Annotated in this window: 12 protein-coding genes and 2 CRISPR repeat arrays (1 of these 14 only partly in view); of the genes, 3 read left to right on the top strand and 9 right to left on the bottom strand. The window is 35.6% G+C overall.

All coding sequences use genetic code 11. The features are described from left to right. Positions 1-17 precede the first annotated feature (17 nt). On the bottom strand, positions 18-1,634 hold the full coding sequence (locus tag FPL27_RS01985) for a TlpA family protein disulfide reductase (RefSeq protein WP_143959493.1): 1,617 nt from the start codon (positions 1,632-1,634) through the stop codon (positions 18-20). Between the two features lie 296 nt (positions 1,635-1,930). After that, the gene (locus FPL27_RS01980) at positions 1,931-2,212 is read right to left on the bottom strand and encodes a hypothetical protein (RefSeq protein ID WP_143959492.1); all 282 of its coding nucleotides are present in this window, start codon (positions 2,210-2,212) and stop codon (positions 1,931-1,933) included. Positions 2,213-3,002: 790 nt separating this feature from the next. Here FPL27_RS01980 and FPL27_RS01975 point away from each other — a divergent pair. Then, entirely contained in the window at positions 3,003-3,224 is a 222-nt protein-coding gene (locus FPL27_RS01975; RefSeq protein WP_185974269.1) for a helix-turn-helix transcriptional regulator, read from the top strand. On the opposite strand, the gene FPL27_RS01970 is transcribed toward FPL27_RS01975, so the two are convergent. Continuing rightward, complete coding sequence (locus tag FPL27_RS01970) at positions 3,213-4,067, bottom strand: HEPN domain-containing protein (protein ID WP_143959490.1); 855 nt, start codon at positions 4,065-4,067, stop codon at positions 3,213-3,215. The two genes, FPL27_RS01975 and FPL27_RS01970, sit on opposite strands and share 12 nt — an antisense overlap. A gap of 237 nt (positions 4,068-4,304) precedes the next feature. Here FPL27_RS01970 and FPL27_RS01965 point away from each other — a divergent pair, with 237 nt between their 5' ends. Then, entirely contained in the window at positions 4,305-4,913 is a 609-nt protein-coding gene (locus tag FPL27_RS01965) for an Ig-like domain-containing protein (RefSeq protein WP_143959489.1), read from the top strand. A gap of 337 nt (positions 4,914-5,250) precedes the next feature. Here the strand turns inward: FPL27_RS01965 and FPL27_RS01960 are convergent, their stop codons facing one another. From FPL27_RS01960 to FPL27_RS01935, 6 genes are all read right to left on the bottom strand, one after another. Beyond that, complete coding sequence (locus FPL27_RS01960) at positions 5,251-6,090, bottom strand: HNH endonuclease (RefSeq protein ID WP_143959488.1); 840 nt, start codon at positions 6,088-6,090, stop codon at positions 5,251-5,253. Then, positions 6,074-7,603 (bottom strand): AAA family ATPase, encoded by a 1,530-nt coding sequence (locus FPL27_RS01955; protein ID WP_143959487.1) that lies wholly within the window; start codon positions 7,601-7,603, stop codon positions 6,074-6,076. Before FPL27_RS01955 ends, FPL27_RS01960 begins: the two co-directional genes overlap by 17 nt. Before the next feature lie 387 nt (positions 7,604-7,990). Next, a complete protein-coding gene (locus FPL27_RS01950; RefSeq protein WP_143959486.1) occupies positions 7,991-9,034 on the bottom strand; it encodes a nucleoid-associated protein in 1,044 nt (347 codons plus the stop codon). Next, positions 9,021-11,153 carry a hypothetical protein gene (locus tag FPL27_RS01945; protein WP_143959485.1) on the bottom strand — a complete coding sequence of 711 codons (2,133 nt, stop codon included), beginning with the start codon at positions 11,151-11,153 and terminating at the stop codon, positions 9,021-9,023. Before FPL27_RS01945 ends, FPL27_RS01950 begins: the two co-directional genes overlap by 14 nt. Before the next feature lie 81 nt (positions 11,154-11,234). Next, the gene (locus FPL27_RS01940) at positions 11,235-13,217 is read right to left on the bottom strand and encodes a UvrD-helicase domain-containing protein (protein WP_143959484.1); all 1,983 of its coding nucleotides are present in this window, start codon (positions 13,215-13,217) and stop codon (positions 11,235-11,237) included. Further along, on the bottom strand, positions 13,201-14,997 hold the full coding sequence (locus tag FPL27_RS01935; protein ID WP_143959483.1) for an ATP-dependent nuclease: 1,797 nt from the start codon (positions 14,995-14,997) through the stop codon (positions 13,201-13,203). The genes FPL27_RS01940 and FPL27_RS01935 overlap by 17 nt, the downstream gene beginning before the upstream one ends. A 387-nt stretch (positions 14,998-15,384) precedes the next feature. Here FPL27_RS01935 and FPL27_RS01930 point away from each other — a divergent pair, with 387 nt between their 5' ends. Beyond that, positions 15,385-15,567: a DUF5131 family protein gene (locus FPL27_RS01930; protein WP_317129449.1), complete on the top strand. Its 183-nt coding sequence runs from the start codon at positions 15,385-15,387 to the stop codon at positions 15,565-15,567. Between the two features lie 61 nt (positions 15,568-15,628). Then, positions 15,629-15,918: direct repeats of the CRISPR family, unit length 30 nt. A 100-nt stretch (positions 15,919-16,018) separates the two neighbouring features. Next, positions 16,019-17,854: direct repeats of the CRISPR family, unit length 30 nt; unit sequence ATTTCAATTCCTATATGGTGCGATTAGAAG; it runs 7,638 nt beyond the window's last position.

Below are 17,854 nucleotides of genomic sequence, written 5' to 3'. Positions count from 1 at the left end.
TGAAACATGTATATTGATTACTTTTCTGCGAGTGCCGATTCAATAGCATTTTCCAGATCATATTTATCCATAAGTCCAGAAGTTCTAAATATCCTCCCCTTCTTATCCAAAAGGATGAGTCTAGGAAATGCCTGTATATCGTAGTACTTTAAAAATGGGTGTTTAAACCTGTCCTCCATGAAAAGATTAATTGCCTCAGCTGAACTGTATCTGCCTTCCGATAGGCTCTTTTTCCAGACATCTTTATTTCGGTCAGCAGCAATGGAAACCACCACAAAATCCTCCCTTTGCCCATATTTAAGCTCAACCGGATGCACAGTGGTTCTAAACAATTCAACACAGGGAAGGCAGCCTGTAAACCAGAAGTCTATAAGGACCACCTTCCCTTGAAAGTCACTCAGCCTTACTGTATCTCCATTGGAATCAGGAAGAGATAGCTCCTTCATAGGCGTGCCTATTGCCTGTCTAGAGAGGTTGGTTAAAGGAGTCAGTACTACTGAATCCGACACTTTAGGCAATATCTCCCGTAGCATTTCGCCGCTATGTGGATAAATGCTGAAATAAGACATTAAAAATTTCCCCCATAAACGGTCACGTAATGGAGAATCAAAATTTCTTTCTACGATTTTGTAAAATGGTTCCCCATGTACCTTGGACTCTACTACAATCCTTTCCATGAGGTAATCCATATAAAGGGGGGAATTAATGACTATATCCGCATCAAAATCCACAAGTGGTGTTTCCAAGATATATTCATTATAGAGTCTGTTAAATTCGTCTGAATCTTTTCTATAGGAAATATTGAAGCTGTTAAACGTTTTATAAAGTGTCTCACCTATAATCCTGGATTTCAATACTTCCCGATCGACGCGATCCATCAAATGTTTATTGGCATTTAGGATATCAATACCAGGGTAGTTGCCATTTTTAATTTTAACCAGCTCTTGCTCCATTATGGCCACCTTTTCATTTTCAGTCTCCACAAATTTCATTTTCCTATAGGGAGACTTTTGAGCTGTTTCATACTGATCCCTGTAGTTTCCACTTTTAAGAAATCTATCCTTGCTACCAGTCACCATTACTGGATCCTGACCCATTTTATAGGTTTGCCTAGCAAGCTCAACTTCATGCTGGATCCTAAACCTGTCAGCAGATCTTCCAGAAAAAGTGGTCATACCTTTTTTGAGATCAATGTGGATATACACACTGTCACCGGGACGCACCATGAATAGATTTAGCAAGGAGGCCTTGTTGTCTCCAATAGTTAGATAGCCTATGTCAGTAATTTCTCCTGAAGAATAACTAAACACTCTTTTATCAAGAGCCCCTTCCATAAGACTTCCCTCGTTGAGAGGCATAGATTTGATCTCTGGGCCAGGGTCACTGATAAATTTTCCCAGATAATTTTCCCAAAGTTTAATAAATAAAGTATCTACAGGCTGGTTGGAACTGACCTCACCGTAAATGAATATGTTGCCTTTTTGAGGTTCCCCCTCCCCTGATATTTGGGGAGGGTGTTCGGAACCCGGGGAGGAAGGCTCCCCATCAGGTGTAAAAGCAACTTTAAGCCCATATCCCCCCGCTACCATAAGACATAGCGATGCCAGGAAGAAAAAGATGGTTCTTTTTTTCATTGTTGTTTTTTTTAATAAATTTTAAATTGGTATTCCCCTACTGCATTCCGACCAGCAGGCCAGCACCCATGTGACAAACTACCCTCTCCCCCGCCCGGGATCGCATATCGAGTTTAGCTAGGTTAGACATAATCCACCCAGGCAGAGAAAAGGAAGTTCAAATGTCGCGAGCTATTCCCCCTTTGAAGAGCTTGTCCCGAGAGCGTAGCGAATCTTGAGGGGATAAAGGGGGATGTGACTCCAAGGCAACTCCCCCTTTGAAGGGGGCTGGGGGGATGTATCCCGTAGTTTCACCTTTATTCTAAGAGGGATTTGTTTCCGTCAGGTGGCTCCTCCGCCATGGGACTAATCCTCACTTCCACCTTCAGCCTATTCTTCTCCCCCTCCTCTCTTAGTATGACTCCGATTGCCTTGCACATCAATATCGCCTCCTGCTGCTCCCGGCTCAACGGATTAGGCTTAGGGTCAGGTACATATGTGCAATTAGGTTTCGACTTGCTGAGCATCCCCACCTCCAGCCCCCTATCCCCCACCAGGAGCCACAACACACCGTCAAGAAATTGTTTTATACTTTTCATGGTTTAAAGTTTATTGTCCGCTAGCGCGGACGGTTAAAGTTTAATCATATCCAACTCCCCCTTTGAAGGGGGCTGGGGGGATGTGTAACGAGAATTCCATTATAATCCATCCCCTAAACGGCGAAGCCATGTAATCCATAATCGGCGAAGCCAATAACCGGCGAAGTTTGCGAAGCCATCGGACATACCTCTTCCCCGTAGAATTGACACATCCTTTTTTTCATAAGATCAAATGTTAAGAATTCACCGCGACCAATTCCCCCTTTAAAGGGGGCTAGGGGGATGTCCATACGGATCCTATAAACGGCGAAGCCATTTAACCCTTAAACAGCGAAGCAACGCGAAGCTCCGCTTCGCTCAATCCGGCGACTTAATCAGATTTCTCTGTAATTGCTTAATTGTAATATTAACTTTTATTGGAATTGGTCTCTGAACGAGGTCAGAGGGAGATAGGAGGCAGCAGCATACGGAGTATCCCCATAGTCCGTAGCGCAGATAGAAAATTGAAAATAATGAAGTATCTAAAGCATTTGTAAGTAAGAAAGGATATGCAGTGAAAAGCACAGACCTCTTGAACTCATTGCTGAGGTCTGAGAAGTCACCAGAGCCAAAAATTGAAGAGGCCGTGCTTCCACTACATAATATCTTAAATATCCATTTCATCCTTTACTGTTTTGGCTTCTCAGACCTAACATTGAGGATGTTATAAAGCAAATATAATAAGAGCTCACCACTAAACAAATATGTTTAGTAAAAATTTTCATGATTTCTGCAATTTCCATTAATGGATATGGAAATAGAAGACTTTAGAAAGAGATTTGGCTCGAATTTGAAAAGAATACGCTTAAATAAAAAGCTTACCCAAGCTCAATTAGGCGCTTTAGTAAATAAGGATTATCAAGACATCAGTAGGTTGGAAAATGGTCATGTCAACCCATCTGCTTATTATGCATATATCCTAAGCAAAGCTCTAGAGATAAAAATTGAAGAAATCTATCCATTAAATGATTGATTCAATTTTTCTCAAACAAATTGCATGTACAATCCTTTTCATTTCCTTCACCTTTTCCACAAGATCTGAACATTCTCTTTCGGTAATCTCAAAATTCTTTTTATACCTCGCCTCAATGTACCCCCTTCTTAAAAGATTAAAAAGATTGGCTTCATAATCATCTTCAGAGGGTGTTAAAAAGAGTTTATAAAGCTCCTCATTGAGATGTTTGGAATAGTTTCTCAATTTTTGAAGGTTGTGAACAGTTGGTTTATATCCAGAAAAAACAAGTAAAACAGTCCCATAGAAATTTTCAGCCGCTTGATGTAATTCAAATACAGCTTTTCTAAAGCTTCTCCTTTCAAAGGCATTATTTGCATCAATTAAAAACTCTTCCCCCATAGGGAACCATATATCAAAATAATCTTGAGCCCTTTCCTTCAACTGCTCTTTTGTTAAGGCCTTAGGTTTGATAAATTCATATTCTTCAGAATCAAATAAAGTTATCCCTTCATGGATTATTCTGGTAAAGAAAAACTGGCCATAGGATAGACCGGTATTGATGTAATCTATGCTATGAACAATGATACTAACAATCCCTTCGAACTCTTGGTTACACCTATTTTCAATATGACTAATAATTTGATGCTCTTTAGTGGAATTATCCCTAGTCACAACCAAAAAGTCATAATCGCTTAAATAACTTAAGGTAACCCCATCTTCTTCGAGTGAAGAATCAACCCATTTTCCCGTAGCATGGCTTCCAAACAAAATAACTTTGACTGGGTCGGCTTCTTCTTGAATGATTTGAAGTATTTGGGCAATTTCATCCTGCTTGGAACCTGGGAGATGTTTTACATTCATATCCTTCTATTTATAGGTACAATAATAAAGAAAATTGACCAAATAACCGTAAAGAGACCTTTTCACCACCGCACACCGCTTCCTTAAGAGTTGGGGACTATTCGGTTTTATCAATGACTGATTGTTTTACTCCTGAATAAATGAGGAAGTCAATCCGAAGGTAGAAAAAATAAAGAATTGATATTTGTTTTTATTTTCAAAGTGATTAAATTAAATGACTTTTTTAAACAGCTCACTATGAATCGGTTCAGCGTCTTACCCGGACTTTCAATCTTCTTATTTTCTGGGTGTTTAGAGGAAAGACTATTTCCTCCTTTTGAAAGTTTATCACTTCCATCACAAGTTCTTTGGAAATCAAAAGACGAAAGCATAGTGGAAGTAAATAATTCAGGATTACTAATAGGCATCAGGGCGGGGACCACTGTAGTGAGTGCAAGTTCAATGGATTATACTAATATTCCTGAATGCCTGGTAACTGTTCATCCGACCAATTTTCTCTTTCAGGAGCCATCAGTTAAATTTAACAGCACAAAAGATGTAATTAAACGGAATGAAACCCGCACCCTATCATCAGAAGGTGAGAATCAATTGGTGTATAGGGGAGAAAATGATCATGTCCGCTCTATTCTTTACACGTTTGACAAAGGGTCATTAGTAACTGCTGTAGTGTTTTTAAGATCCAATTTTACTTCCAGAGAAAAAGTCATTGATTTTTTAGAACAGCGGTATATCAGAGAGGAATATTCATTTGAGCACATCTGGTTTAAAGGAGAAAGACATCATACGATATATTTGGACGATGGCAGCTTGGGGATGAGGGTGCAGTATCAGTTTAGGCAAGGCTAAAAAAAGAAAAAACTTCCAAAAGTAGTTTAGTTGAACATTATCAGCTCATTTGGGGAGCACATGAAAATGCATCAATTCGTCGTATTATCACTCCAGTTTGAAAATTTGCCTATAGGGAGTCTGGAATAGAAGGGAAAATGATAGTTAAATGATTGGGACGGAAGAGTAGGTGAAAAAATGCACAAGTAGGCCGCCCCCAACCTTCATGATCCAACGGAACGAAAATTCAATTAAGTCCTGCTTTAATAAACTTTCATTTTTTCTTTATCGGAATTCAAAATTAATTTCTAGCAACTTGTAAGGGCAAGGACCGCCACCGGCTGTTGTAGGCAGTTTTTTATTTGAAGCCCCCATTTGTAAAGTTTAAGTCATTTGTTAAAGCATAATAAAATGCTGTCTGCCAAGAATTTTTATTTACCTTCTCTCTTGTGTAGTAGCTGTCTAATAAATGATTTTTAAGAACTACATTTCCTAAACTGGTGTGTAATTCCGTCAATTGATTCCTTATGTTTTCAAATTCTTCTTGAGCGTGTATGGAATATAATTCATTTAAGTTGTAAACTTTAAAATGAAATTTAATCCGCTTTTTTAATAACTCATCCCAATCATTGGGTGGTGAAACAAAATACTCGATTACAAATGGCTTACAATGTAATATTTCCATTTTTAACCAACTGCCCCCTTCTACATCATCAAAATAAGGATGCAAGGTTTCTTCTTCTCCTTTAGTTGGAACTTCCACAAGTTTATCTTTATTACAATCTGTGCAAGCTGGTACAAGGTTAATAGGAGTAATCGAATAAATAGGATACTTTGACTTGGGAAGATAATGATCAAGCGCTCTAACAATTCTCTGAGAGCATAAAGGACATTTACCATTTGGGGCAGAAACAAAAATACTGTCATAGTATTTCCTGCCCTTATTTTGTTTATTGACTAGTCTATTTGTGTATAGTTTTTTTAATTCATCAATATTTAAAGAAGTACTAATTTCTTCTTTCATTTGTATTTTATACAACTCATTTATTAAAATTTTATTTTCCAATTCAAATTCTGCTGTAGTAAAAACTCCAATTGATTTTTGAATTTCAGATTTTAATACAATATCAGTCATATTATCAATGCAATCATCAATAACGGCACTTACTTTTATTGAGGGCTTAGCTATTTTTCTCATTATATTTAATTAGTGTTCTTAAAATGGCTTTTCCTTCTTGACCAAGTTGCTTATCAAGCTTTTTTATACCTGATTCGTAGCTGTCGGAATCGTGGGCTATTTGTTTTAAAATATTATGAAAACCCGAATCCGTTACTTCTAACCCAAATACTTCTTGAGTTAGCTGTCCAATATTTTCTCCAAATGACTCAATTTCAAGTCGCTCTGCAATTGCTGTTGCACCGTGTCTTCTTAACTTCCAAACACAGCTTGCTGGAACTTCTTGTAAAACAACGGGAGAATGAGTTCCAATAATTGCAACTGCATTTCTTTTAATTAATATTTCAGATAAAGCACGAACAAATGCAGAAAGTAAAGGTGGATGCAAGTATGCTTCGGGCTCGTCTAACAGTACTAGACTTTTTTCTTCAATTGTTTCTACTAATCTTGTTATAGTTAACAATACAATTTTATGCCCTGAACTGAGATTGTTAAAAATCGAAGAGGCTATTTGTTTGAACTCATCTTCTATGTTTATTTTAGCAATTTGAGAAACCTCAGCTTCCTTAAATATAGGGTCTGACTCTAACATTTCTAAGGCTTTAACCCATTTACTTCTTTTTCCTTGATGTTTACATACCTCCACACTTTTTACGAATTCATTTTTCAAAACAATTGGACTTTTCGGTGGTAATCTTGCTTTATTCTTCTCTATTCGTTTAAGTCCAATATATGAAAAGTTCATATATTTTGTTTTGTCCCTTTTCTCTTCCATTGGATTAGTTTCATCAAATGCACTAAAGGATACTGAAATTAAGTTAGCAAATGGATTTTTTGTTTCTTCTTGTGAATTCGTGAAAAACCCGTTTTTGATTCCTTTCTGATTACCATTTAAAAGTGATGAAATCATACTATTAAATAAATGGGTTTTACCTACACCATTTCGACCGATTATAACATTAATATTGGTGGGGGGATTAGATTTAGGTTGAACATTAAAATCAAGTTTTATATCGCCTCCTTGACTTTTATAATGTTTGGGAAGATGAAAAGTAAAATTATAAGGAGTGAGTTGTGAGTCGCCAACTGCTAAACGTTTAAATTGTCCCTCAACTGAGACTTGGCTAACCGAACGAAGTAAAGAAATCTTAGTGACATTTTCTTTTAATGCCTCTTTGTAGGTCTCTTCTTTTAAAGCTATATCATTTAAGGCATTTAAAACAGTATCCCTAAAGTCAACCCCAATTGTACTGAGTTTTTCATAATAACTTACGTCCTGTCCTAATGAAAAAAATATGTCGTTTAATGTTTCAAAAAAATCAGGAAGATTTGGTCTTCTTTGGTCATTTGCCATATCCTTTTGTCCAATTTTAACCGAACCTAAATGCATAACATCTCCATTATTATCGTAATAATATAGATTATACAAAGTAGAATATCTAAACCAATCATCCCATGCTGATGGAACTAAAATAATGATGTCTAATTTTTCTGCTTGATTGAATCCTTCAGTGTCTCTTAAGTAAAATTTCATTTTGAATAGTGTGTCTTTTGAATTTACCTACAATCGTGTTATGCAAAGGAATATCAACAAGCTTCCCCAAGCCTTAGCCGACCAGTACATCAAAGGTTCTTACAAAATATAAGGTGATTTGATACACACCCGCTCTTAAGGTAAATTATTCAGCGCCCCCTTTGACCCTACTACGAAGAACTGAACTTTAAATTTACCACTTTCACATCCTACGATACACGAATCCCCTGCTTGCAATTCATAGAGTTGATATGTTAGGTTTCCTATATCATCCGCTTATTTGTTGTTTGTTTTGGTCCTTCAGTTGGGCAAAGCAATCTTTGCCAAGCTCAAGATTTATTGTTAATTGAGGAGAATTGGCATTGTATCTGGCTGTGAAAGGTTGTGTTAAGATTCATTTTCGTAATAAATTTTATAATATTTTCGCCCTTTTTCGTCTATTCCTCGTTCTATTAGTTCTTTATTTCCGTGAATATAGATATGAAAGTTTTTGTCGAGTTTAAGAACGCTTTTAAATATTCTAGCTTGTTTTTTTACTGCTTGTTCCGATATACCAAAATTATCAGAAAGTTGAAATTCATTTTCCTGTCTATAAGTTTGGTCAAACTTTCGGAATGATTCCATTACGTTACCATCTCCAAAAACCTGTTTTTCAAATTCTTGTTTGTCAAAAGCGTCGTTCTTTTTAAAATAATCAACAGAACGGTTTAGAAAATCAATTTTATCCGTTTTACTCACTTCCAAAAAATCATCCAATTGCTTTGTAACAAACTGTTTTGCTATTCCTAAAAAATGGTTGGTTTGATGATAATCATTGTTTAATGGCTTGACAGATAAAAAGTTCTCTTTCCAATAAACAGTTTCATGGCTCCTTCCTAAATTGTCAATAATGCATACCTTATAACCTAATTCTTTATCCAAATTTAAAATAATACAACCTTTATTCAATTTATTCACATTAGATCCTTCATCATAAGAGATAATATCAGTTTTACTTTTGACGTTGGATTTAATGTAATTTTCCTTTGTTTCTGATTTGAATATTCCAATAGCATTTATTAATTTATCTTCATAAACTACATCTACAAAATAACCAATAAACAATTCCCCATTCTTTATTTTTGGATGATTACTATTTTCATACAGATGTTTTGATATTAATTTTGTTTGATCGAAAAATACATCATTTTCTGCAAAAATTTTGTTAGCAATTGTGTATATTTCATTTTGTTCTAATCCCACCGAGTTATAAAAATTATACATTTCATTTCCCGAAAAAGATGAAAGAAAATACCGTTTAATAACATTTAGTAAATCCTCATCTTCTAAATCTGCTAATTTAATAGAAAATTGAATACCTTCATCAAGTATTTTATTACCAACCTGATGGACTGCTAGTTTTTTAATAATTAGACTATCAAATTGTATCATTTACACCAGGCTTTTGTTTGTATTTTGCGTAGTTTTTATCCCTTATTATATTGATTTCTTTTTTAATCAATGCTTTGGTACTTTTGAAATTAGTATCAAACGAAGATGGAGCAGGGGTTATTGAAATACGTAATTCTGTGTCTTTATAACCTTTCGCTCCTAATGCTCCGCTAAAAGCTACCTCAATAGAACAAATTCCATTTCTGTTGAAATATTTGTAGCTAATATTAAACCTAACTTTCTCACATAAAATGGCTGACCTGTATCCTCCATCAGATAAATAAATTGTATCGTGAAGCTCTTTACCATTAAGGTTTAAATTCGAAACCCTACCTTTTAAAGATTCTAAATCTTTCGGCAAACCTGATATAGTATCATCCGCTCTAAACTTCATACTATCCAGAGTTATGTTTTTAATATTAATTTCTTTTGAACTTTGCAAAGTTAGAAAACTTAGTAGAAATTGAACCCTTTCGTTATTGGTGAAATCAAGAAATTGTATTGACTTAAACTCTTCAATTAATAAGTTCTCTTTCTTTAAAGCTTTTTTGAAACCATCAAAATAATTCTTATTCAGCTTGTATGTTTCGGATGAAGTATGTTGGTCTATAAAAATAATTTGGTTGTTTTCGTACTTTATTTCCATTAGAGCATCGTGAAAGGTCTTTCCAGTAAGAAAATCCTTGTTTGTATTTTCTTTTTCAATTTTATATTTTAGTATTAAGTGATTATAGTCAGAGTTAACTCTTGCTAAAATCGGATTCCCTACCAGATTGCAACTTTTTGGTAGTCCCGAGTTATTTACCGATTTTAAAATAGGGAAGAATTCATTGAATGTTTCCCATAAAGATTTACTTCCCAAGTTAACCGTTGCTATACGTTCAATTTCTTTTGGTTTATCCTCTTTTTCTCTGTAAGTTGCTTTTAGACTATCCAGTTCATCTGGACTCAATAGTAAGCATGAGAATAAAGGAAGAATATCATTTTTATTTTTTTTTGCAGTAATGATACCTTTCCTATTTAAAAAAACATGGAGATTTACTTCAGACAAAATACTTGTCCTTAATTTAGGAATTAAGATATCACCATATGGTAATATTTTATCAATATCATCAGAAATTTTGGTAGAGTGAGTAAGCTCGACTTGTTTATCTTGAATCGATTTAGTAAAAGGTGTTTTACTTTGGGTTTCTTTAAGGGAAATTAAATCGAATTTATTGAATCTGTGAAAAGTGATTTTTGTAGTGAAAGTCTCATCTTTATACAATTGCTTTACTGCATTCACTTCATATTCTTTATTGTTATCATAATTGGGGAAATATATTCTGATTTCATTGGTTAGGCCACACAATTTGTGAGATAACCATATTAATCTTGAAGCATTTTCTTTGCTATATGGATTATTACAAAAAATTAAGCAGGAAATTCTTCCTGTATCTTTTTCTTCTTTTACAATTGGAATTATTTCGGAATTAATAAATTGAATAGGTAGTCTTTCACCTGATAAAAGGAGTTGGGACTTTTCCATATTCTTCCCAGTGTTCTGGTAAAGAAATTTTACTTCGCTTAAAGGCAGGTAGTTCTCCGCTGTTTTTATAGAGCTTATCAAAAAAGTAGCTCTTTTATTATCAACCAAAAAAATTTCCTCAAATTTATTCGTCCCAAAATCAATATTATTATTAGTATGTTGAGCTAAGTCATACTCTTTTTCAGAATCTAAACTACTAAGACAGAAAAGCAAACCCTTAAAATGTGTTTGTAGCTTTGAATTCCCCACTAATTGAATTATATTGTCACTTTGTTTAGTACAATCTAGGTTAACAGCTAATTCGTTTATATTCTTTGTTAATTCAGAACCTTTCGAACTTGGATATCCATTTTCGGAATGCTTTACAGACCCGATAATTATATCACGTCTGTCATGATATAAAGGGTTGTCATAGGAGTATAAAATATCTATACCGTGATGTGGGTTACTTTTCACAGTTGGTTTATGCCTTGTCGGGAAAGCACAATCAATGTCAATATTCCACGAGGCACTTCCCCAACCAATAAGTTTGAGAATTTCATTAGCAATTTTTTCTCCATCGCGACCGGAGCGTACTGAATTTTCTGCCATTTTTTTAAACTTTACAAATTTCTTCTATTGTCTATTTCGGAAAACATAAACTAGGTATTGTGCGACTTGGCAACGTGTATGTTAATCCACTGTTTCAATTTCAATTATCTCCCAATCATCATGATTTATATCCGACAAAACCGAATCATATCGATCCTTATGAATTGCAATAGATAATAAATGTGTTGGTCTAGAAAATCCGACATAGGCCATTCTAGCGGATTGCTTTACTCTTGTCCCAACAGTTGATGATATTTGTTTTCCCATTAATTGTCCTGCTAATCTTTGGGATTCATATGATTTTGCATTGGCTCCGTTGCCATCTTTATGAAAATATGTTTCAAGGTAAAGAGTAGCTGTATGGGTTTGACCTTTTGCAGAGTGTATTGTCCCAATCTCAATGTTTACTCCATCGGATTCAAATCTGTTTAATTTAGGCTCATCCTCAATTTCAACTTCTTTAATTTCAGACTCACTATTTATGAAGTTTGCGGATGAAGCGATGGTTTTTTGGAAAACAGAAAGGAAAGTGGGGATATACTCCCTAATTGAAACAATCGTTTCTTGCCCCTTTCCTCTTATGCTTGAAATGGACCATTTATAAAGGTTCAATATCAGAACCTCATATTCATTGTTTTCAAGAGTTTTAAAAAAGTTAAATAATTTTCTTTTGGTGTAAACTCTTTCGTTTTCATCTTCAACATTTTCTAATCGAAGAATCTTTAAAAGTGCATTTAAAATGTTCTTACGAACAGATTCTAGAGTTTTTTTCTCTTTGTCAAAATAGAGGATATAGTCCTCAAGTACTTTGAAGTCAATTTGTGGACCTGAATTTGCTTTTGCAAAAGGGGGCCAATAATCGCTTAGAGCCATTTTGTCCGCATCCTCATGTTCTTTTCTCCAAGCAACTGCCATAAATTTATGGGATGGGTTAATTGGAATTGAACCAGAGGCTTGAAGTTCTTTTATTTTATCTGCAAATGCTGGAATCACCATTCCTTTTGTATCATCTAGATAAACAAAGATTATTGGTTTTATGTCAATGGATGAGCCATCAGAATTAACATTTCTACCCTCAACAGGATTTGGAGTAAGGGCAAGGTTTTGTACCAAAGAAGCAATTCTTGGACTTAATCTGTGACTTCCATTAATGTAAAGCACACTATTCCTGACTGACCAGATATTTTCTAATTGTACAGACCCTGCATTATATATAGCTTGATTTTTATCACCGATTCTTTGAAGTATGGACTGAGTAGATTCATCTGGATGAAAGACCTCTTCAATCAAATTATGTTGATGAATATCCATGTCTTGCATTTCATCAACAAACACATATAGAAACCTCTTTTGCAGAATTGATGAGTAATTACTTATTGATTTCAATTGGAAATCAGCCAAAGAATATGCGTCATCAAAATGAAGGTATCCTTTTTTTAAAAGGTTTAGTTTAAATTGAAGTAAAGACTTGTAGGTGGCAGTTTCAGGGTTCTTTAGTTTAAATGTCTCAGGAGTGCCATTTAAGTATGAAATCAACTTACCCTGTGTTGTTATTCGAAGGGACTTCAGAAATGCTAAACCATCGATTTGTCTATTGAGATAATTCTTGAGACCTACATTATTTGTGTTTAAGTAGAACCTTTCAACTTGTTCGTCATAGATTTCATTGTCGATACGAAACGGTTTTTGTTTAAATTGATTAGTAAAGAATGGAATCGCTAGAAATGTGTCAACAAAACTTTGAATTGTTCCTATAAAATTTGGATATGCAAATAGTTTAGGGCAATATTTCCCAATTCGTTCTTTTATCTCGTCTACAGCTGCATTGGTATGAGAAATAACCAATACTCCACGCCCACTGTTTAGTGGCATATATTTTTCCAAGATAAGAAGTTTCGCTAGAAGCGCTGTTGTTTTGCCACTTCCAGGTACAGCTTGCAAATCAAGTGTTGTAAGGTCACGAATGAAAGTTCGTCTTTCAGGATCAAACTCTTTTCCTTCGGATAATAAGATTTTCTCAGCGTATCCAATATCAGTATCAGTTATGTTAATTTCCTGCCGCATATCGTATGGCTTGAATTAAGTATTTGATACTGTCATCATTATCTTTATCAATATTTATGGTTCGCTCATCTGGAGTCTTTTGTAAGTCTTCATCTATAGCGGTTGCTAATCTATAGGCAATTTCCGTTTTGTTTAGTTTTCTGTTCTTGTCAATCAATTTAATAGCCATCGTCTTTTCAAAATCGGTGTCCCAATCAGTTCCCGAATGAATTGACTTACACACGCTTTGAAGAGTAGATGTTAGGCTAGTTGATTTAAACAAAGAATACTCTAAGGTCCAGTTTGGTGCAGTATAATATTTTATCGATTGTTCGGATCTCGTTTCGTTAAAATCAATAGCTGCTTGGGTTTCTAGTTGGATTGTATCTTCATTTCTTTTTACAAAATCATCCCCATCTTTTTCATATTCTCGAATGTCAGAATCTGTAATTACCGCTATTGGAATATTCATGTAAGGCTCTTCTTTCCTAATGTAAATCTTGGAGTAATGATCGAATCCTGTATTTCCTATATTTACTATGGACACACCCTTTTCAGTTAGATTTATCCCTATAGCCTTTGCTATGCTGGGAATTAATATTTCTTCTGCCCAGCCTTCTACCAGAATAACTCCTTTAGCGAAAAACAGGTTTGCTTTCGTTGTATCAAGAAATTTTTCAAGAAACTTATAATTATCAGAATCTAATTTTGTGTATGCTGCTCCCATCGGGAAAGCATTATTATCATTACAGATAACTAAGTTTTCGAGCTTTAATTTTGAGGCTAGATTAGGGCTGTGAGTAGTTAAGATTAATTGAATGTTTTTTTCGTTTTGAAGCGCTTCGATGATTTGCATTTGTGCTTGAGGGTGGAGATGTGCTTCAAGTTCTTCTATTAATCCTAATCTTAAACCATTCCAAATTTTCTTTTGAAGATGGAGTAATTCTGAAGCCATAAACAATCTGTTTAAAGTTCCTAAACCCGGATTAAGTTCATCCTTAATGGATAGCTCAAGCTTCTCTAGAATGTTTTTGAGATTATTCCCAAGGACGCCAAAATTCGATTCCTTATCCCTAGAGTAAAATGCTTGAATAAACTTATCTATCTCTTCCTTCAGTTCTTTCCCTTTTAAATTTTCACCAGTAAGGGCTGCACCATCCTTGTCTGTTCCTTCAAAATATTTTGCAACGTGCTCATTGAAATCTTGAAATAGCTCTACTAATAGGTGGTCTTGATCTTTTCCTTTAAAGGCTTCATGCCCTTGAAGTATTTGGGTTAATCTAGAATTCTTGCGCGGTATTAATTCCGATTTCGCGTCTCGTAGAGGTTTTAAGTAGGTAGTTTTTAAATACTCTCTTGCTTCTGCCGTTAACTGATATCCTATTTCATCAACCCCGGCCTTAATTTCAGTTGGATAGATATACTGATCTTCGAGATTTCTTTTAGTATCATAGATTAATCTTAAATATGGTTCTGCATTATCACCCTCACCATTCCACCCAAGCCATTCAGTAAAATTCTTTGCTTCATCATCTAAAAACTTTTCAAATCTTAATTCAATTCTTAATCGATTTGAACCAACATAAAAATCATCCCAATCCAACCTGAACCATTCATAACTATGAGTTTTTAAAGCAAGTTTTATTGAATCGATAATTGCACTCTTTCCCGAGTCATTTTCACCGATTAAAACATTTATGCCTTCAGTGAAGTTTAAATCTAAATGTGGTTTTTCTAAATCAAAACTGGCATTGTCACCAAATTTTCGAAAATTCCATATTTTAAGGTTCGATAAGTTCATATTTTTAACTTCTTCTATATTCAGTTCATTTGGAGCGTGTTTAAAAACAGCACTTGTGTTTTTAGCATTGGCTCATGAAGCGCAAAACCAGATTTGTTGGAAGCGCGTGGGACCTATTTTGAATGCATCACAACTCGTAAATAACCAACCCAGTACACAAATCCATTTTTATTCAGCATCCTTGGTTAATCTTATTTTTTTCATTATTGGCCTAAAACTACCTCATTCCCCCTCCCCCCACAATACCGTGATTGGGGTATTTTGCAAGAAGATTAGTAAAAAAGCCAATTTTTAAATTGAATAGTTATGCTTTACTTGGATTTTTTTGTTGAGAAATAGGGGATGACAGATAGTCGATGGAAAAATTTATGATCCGGGCTTTGGAAAATAAAGCGGATTAACCGGTTCTTCGACCAATGCCGGCACAGTTTAAACCGGAACAGGGAGCAGTCCGGGGTAGCATTCTTCTTCAAGCAGTGGGGCGGTAAAAACAAAAAGAAGGCAGGAAGGGAGCTCAATGGCAGGACGTATGATGAGATTCCGGAGATGGAGCTGCAGTGGAGTGTTTAGTATATTAGCACTTGGTCTTCAAAAACCCAAAAAAGCCACGATGTCTCGGAGGCCTTGCGGTATTTCAATTCCTACATGGTGCGATTAAAAGTATAGTAACTTATGCAAAGTTATGGGAAAAGCCGTTATTTCAATTCCTACATGGTGCGATTAAAAGCTTGGGGTCTTTGGCTATTGCTACCTTGGAGCCTTATTTCAATTCCTACATGGTGCGATTAAAGGTTAAAGTTCACCTCTTGATTGTCCAGGGTTTTGCCTATTTCAATTCCTACATGGTGCGATTAAAAGTGTTGATGAAATATTTATCCAGGCTATTCACCTATTTCAATTCCTATATGGTGCGATTAAAAGTGCCAATGTTCAACCCATGGAAATGACCTTAAACCCATTTCAATTCCTATATGTGCGATTAAAAGACTTGATCAGCTCGTAGGTAGCCAGGTCTTTCTTCTATTTCAATTCCTATATGGTGCGATTAAAAGGTGTGTGGTAGCTCAGGCACACGGAGAGATTTCAGATTTCAATTCCTATATGGTGCGATTAAAAGTTTAGTGCACCACCTCCAGGGTAGTGCAGTAGTTAGATTTCAATTCCTATATGGTGCGATTAAAAGTTCAATTTTAACAAACACAAAAATGAATTTAGACAAATTTCAATTCCTATATGGTGCGATTAAAAGGAAGCTGGTGCACGTAGTTGGCCCCGTGGATGAGGAATTTCAATTCCTATATGGTGCGATTAGAAGTACCGCAGCGTAAAACGAGCCAGTGTGACCTTGCAAATTTCAATTCCTATATGGTGCGATTAGAAGCTTCAGCCCGAAATCACCCCATACATGCTAGATGAATTTCAATTCCTATATGGTGCGATTAGAAGCAGGTCACGGTTTCCTTTTAGATTTTTCATAGTCGTATTTCAATTCCTATATGGTGCGATTAGAAGTTACCATCACTGCGGAGATGAGCAGGCAGCTTCACCATTTCAATTCCTATATGGTGCGATTAGAAGACATGCGATCCATCTGCTAGGCGCTTGTTTGATATATTTCAATTCCTATATGGTGCGATTAGAAGTGAAAGTGCACCGGTAGCTTTCTGCAATTCCTGATATTTCAATTCCTATATGGTGCGATTAGAAGCTAGAAGGGGTGGATGAAATTGATACCGAAATAGTATTTCAATTCCTATATGGTGCGATTAGAAGCTCCCGCCCCGTCTTCAATCCCGCCTTCCTTACCGAATTTCAATTCCTATATGGTGCGATTAGAAGCAATGAGGTCAACAACGCAATCGTAAAGCTTTCCGCATTTCAATTCCTATATGGTGCGATTAGAAGACTGCTGATATGCGTGAAAAGCTGGTAAGCCTAGCATATTTCAATTCCTATATGGTGCGATTAGAAGCGAAAATCCCCATATGGATTGGGAAACGATTAAAATATTTCAATTCCTATATGGTGCGATTAGAAGCCACCCTACCCGAACCATTACCCTGCTGGATTACAAATTTCAATTCCTATATGGTGCGATTAGAAGTGGGCACTCAGACCTATGAGGAAAAAATTAAGGAAAATTTCAATTCCTATATGGTGCGATTAGAAGGAAGCAGGACGGACTTTATCAACAGCCTGGAAAAGCATTTCAATTCCTATATGGTGCGATTAAAAGAAAGAACGTGCTTGGCTCCATCGGGGTATTTTCCCATTTCAATTCCTATATGGTGCGATTAAAAGCATCCAAGACCCTGAGACACCGGGAGCATTCCTAGATTTCAATTCCTATATGGTGCGATTAAAAGTCCCAGACAATTGATATACGTATTCCATTTTTCTTATTTCAATTCCTATATGGTGCGATTAGAAGTATCTTTTGGTAAGTCCCTGACAAGCGAATTAAATTATTTCAATTCCTATATGGTACGATTATAAGCTTCGCGTCCATACTCTACATCGTAATCATTATCTATTTCAATTCCTATATGGTGCGATTAGAAGATTCAACGCGAAAGAGGTCGAAGGGCTTAAACTCATATTTCAATTCCTATATGGTGCGATTAGAAGCGAATTCAAGGTCTGGAAAATCGAAACCTTCCGTAAATTTCAATTCCTATATGGTGCGATTAGAAGTACCGCAGCGTAAAACGAGCCAGTGTGACTTTGCAAATTTCAATTCCTATATGGTGCGATTAGAAGTATTTTGGAGGGTATTGGAAATGAGTGCGTTTATCAATTTCAATTCCTATATGGTGCGATTAGAAGGGTTGGCAACTGCTCACCCCAAGTACCAGGA

This window comes from Litoribacter populi, from assembly GCF_007483685.1.
GTDB lineage: Bacteria > Bacteroidota > Bacteroidia > Cytophagales > Cyclobacteriaceae > Litoribacter > Litoribacter populi.
The sequence above is the reverse complement of the archived record's forward strand: the minus strand, read 5'-3'. Positions and strand labels throughout refer to the sequence as shown.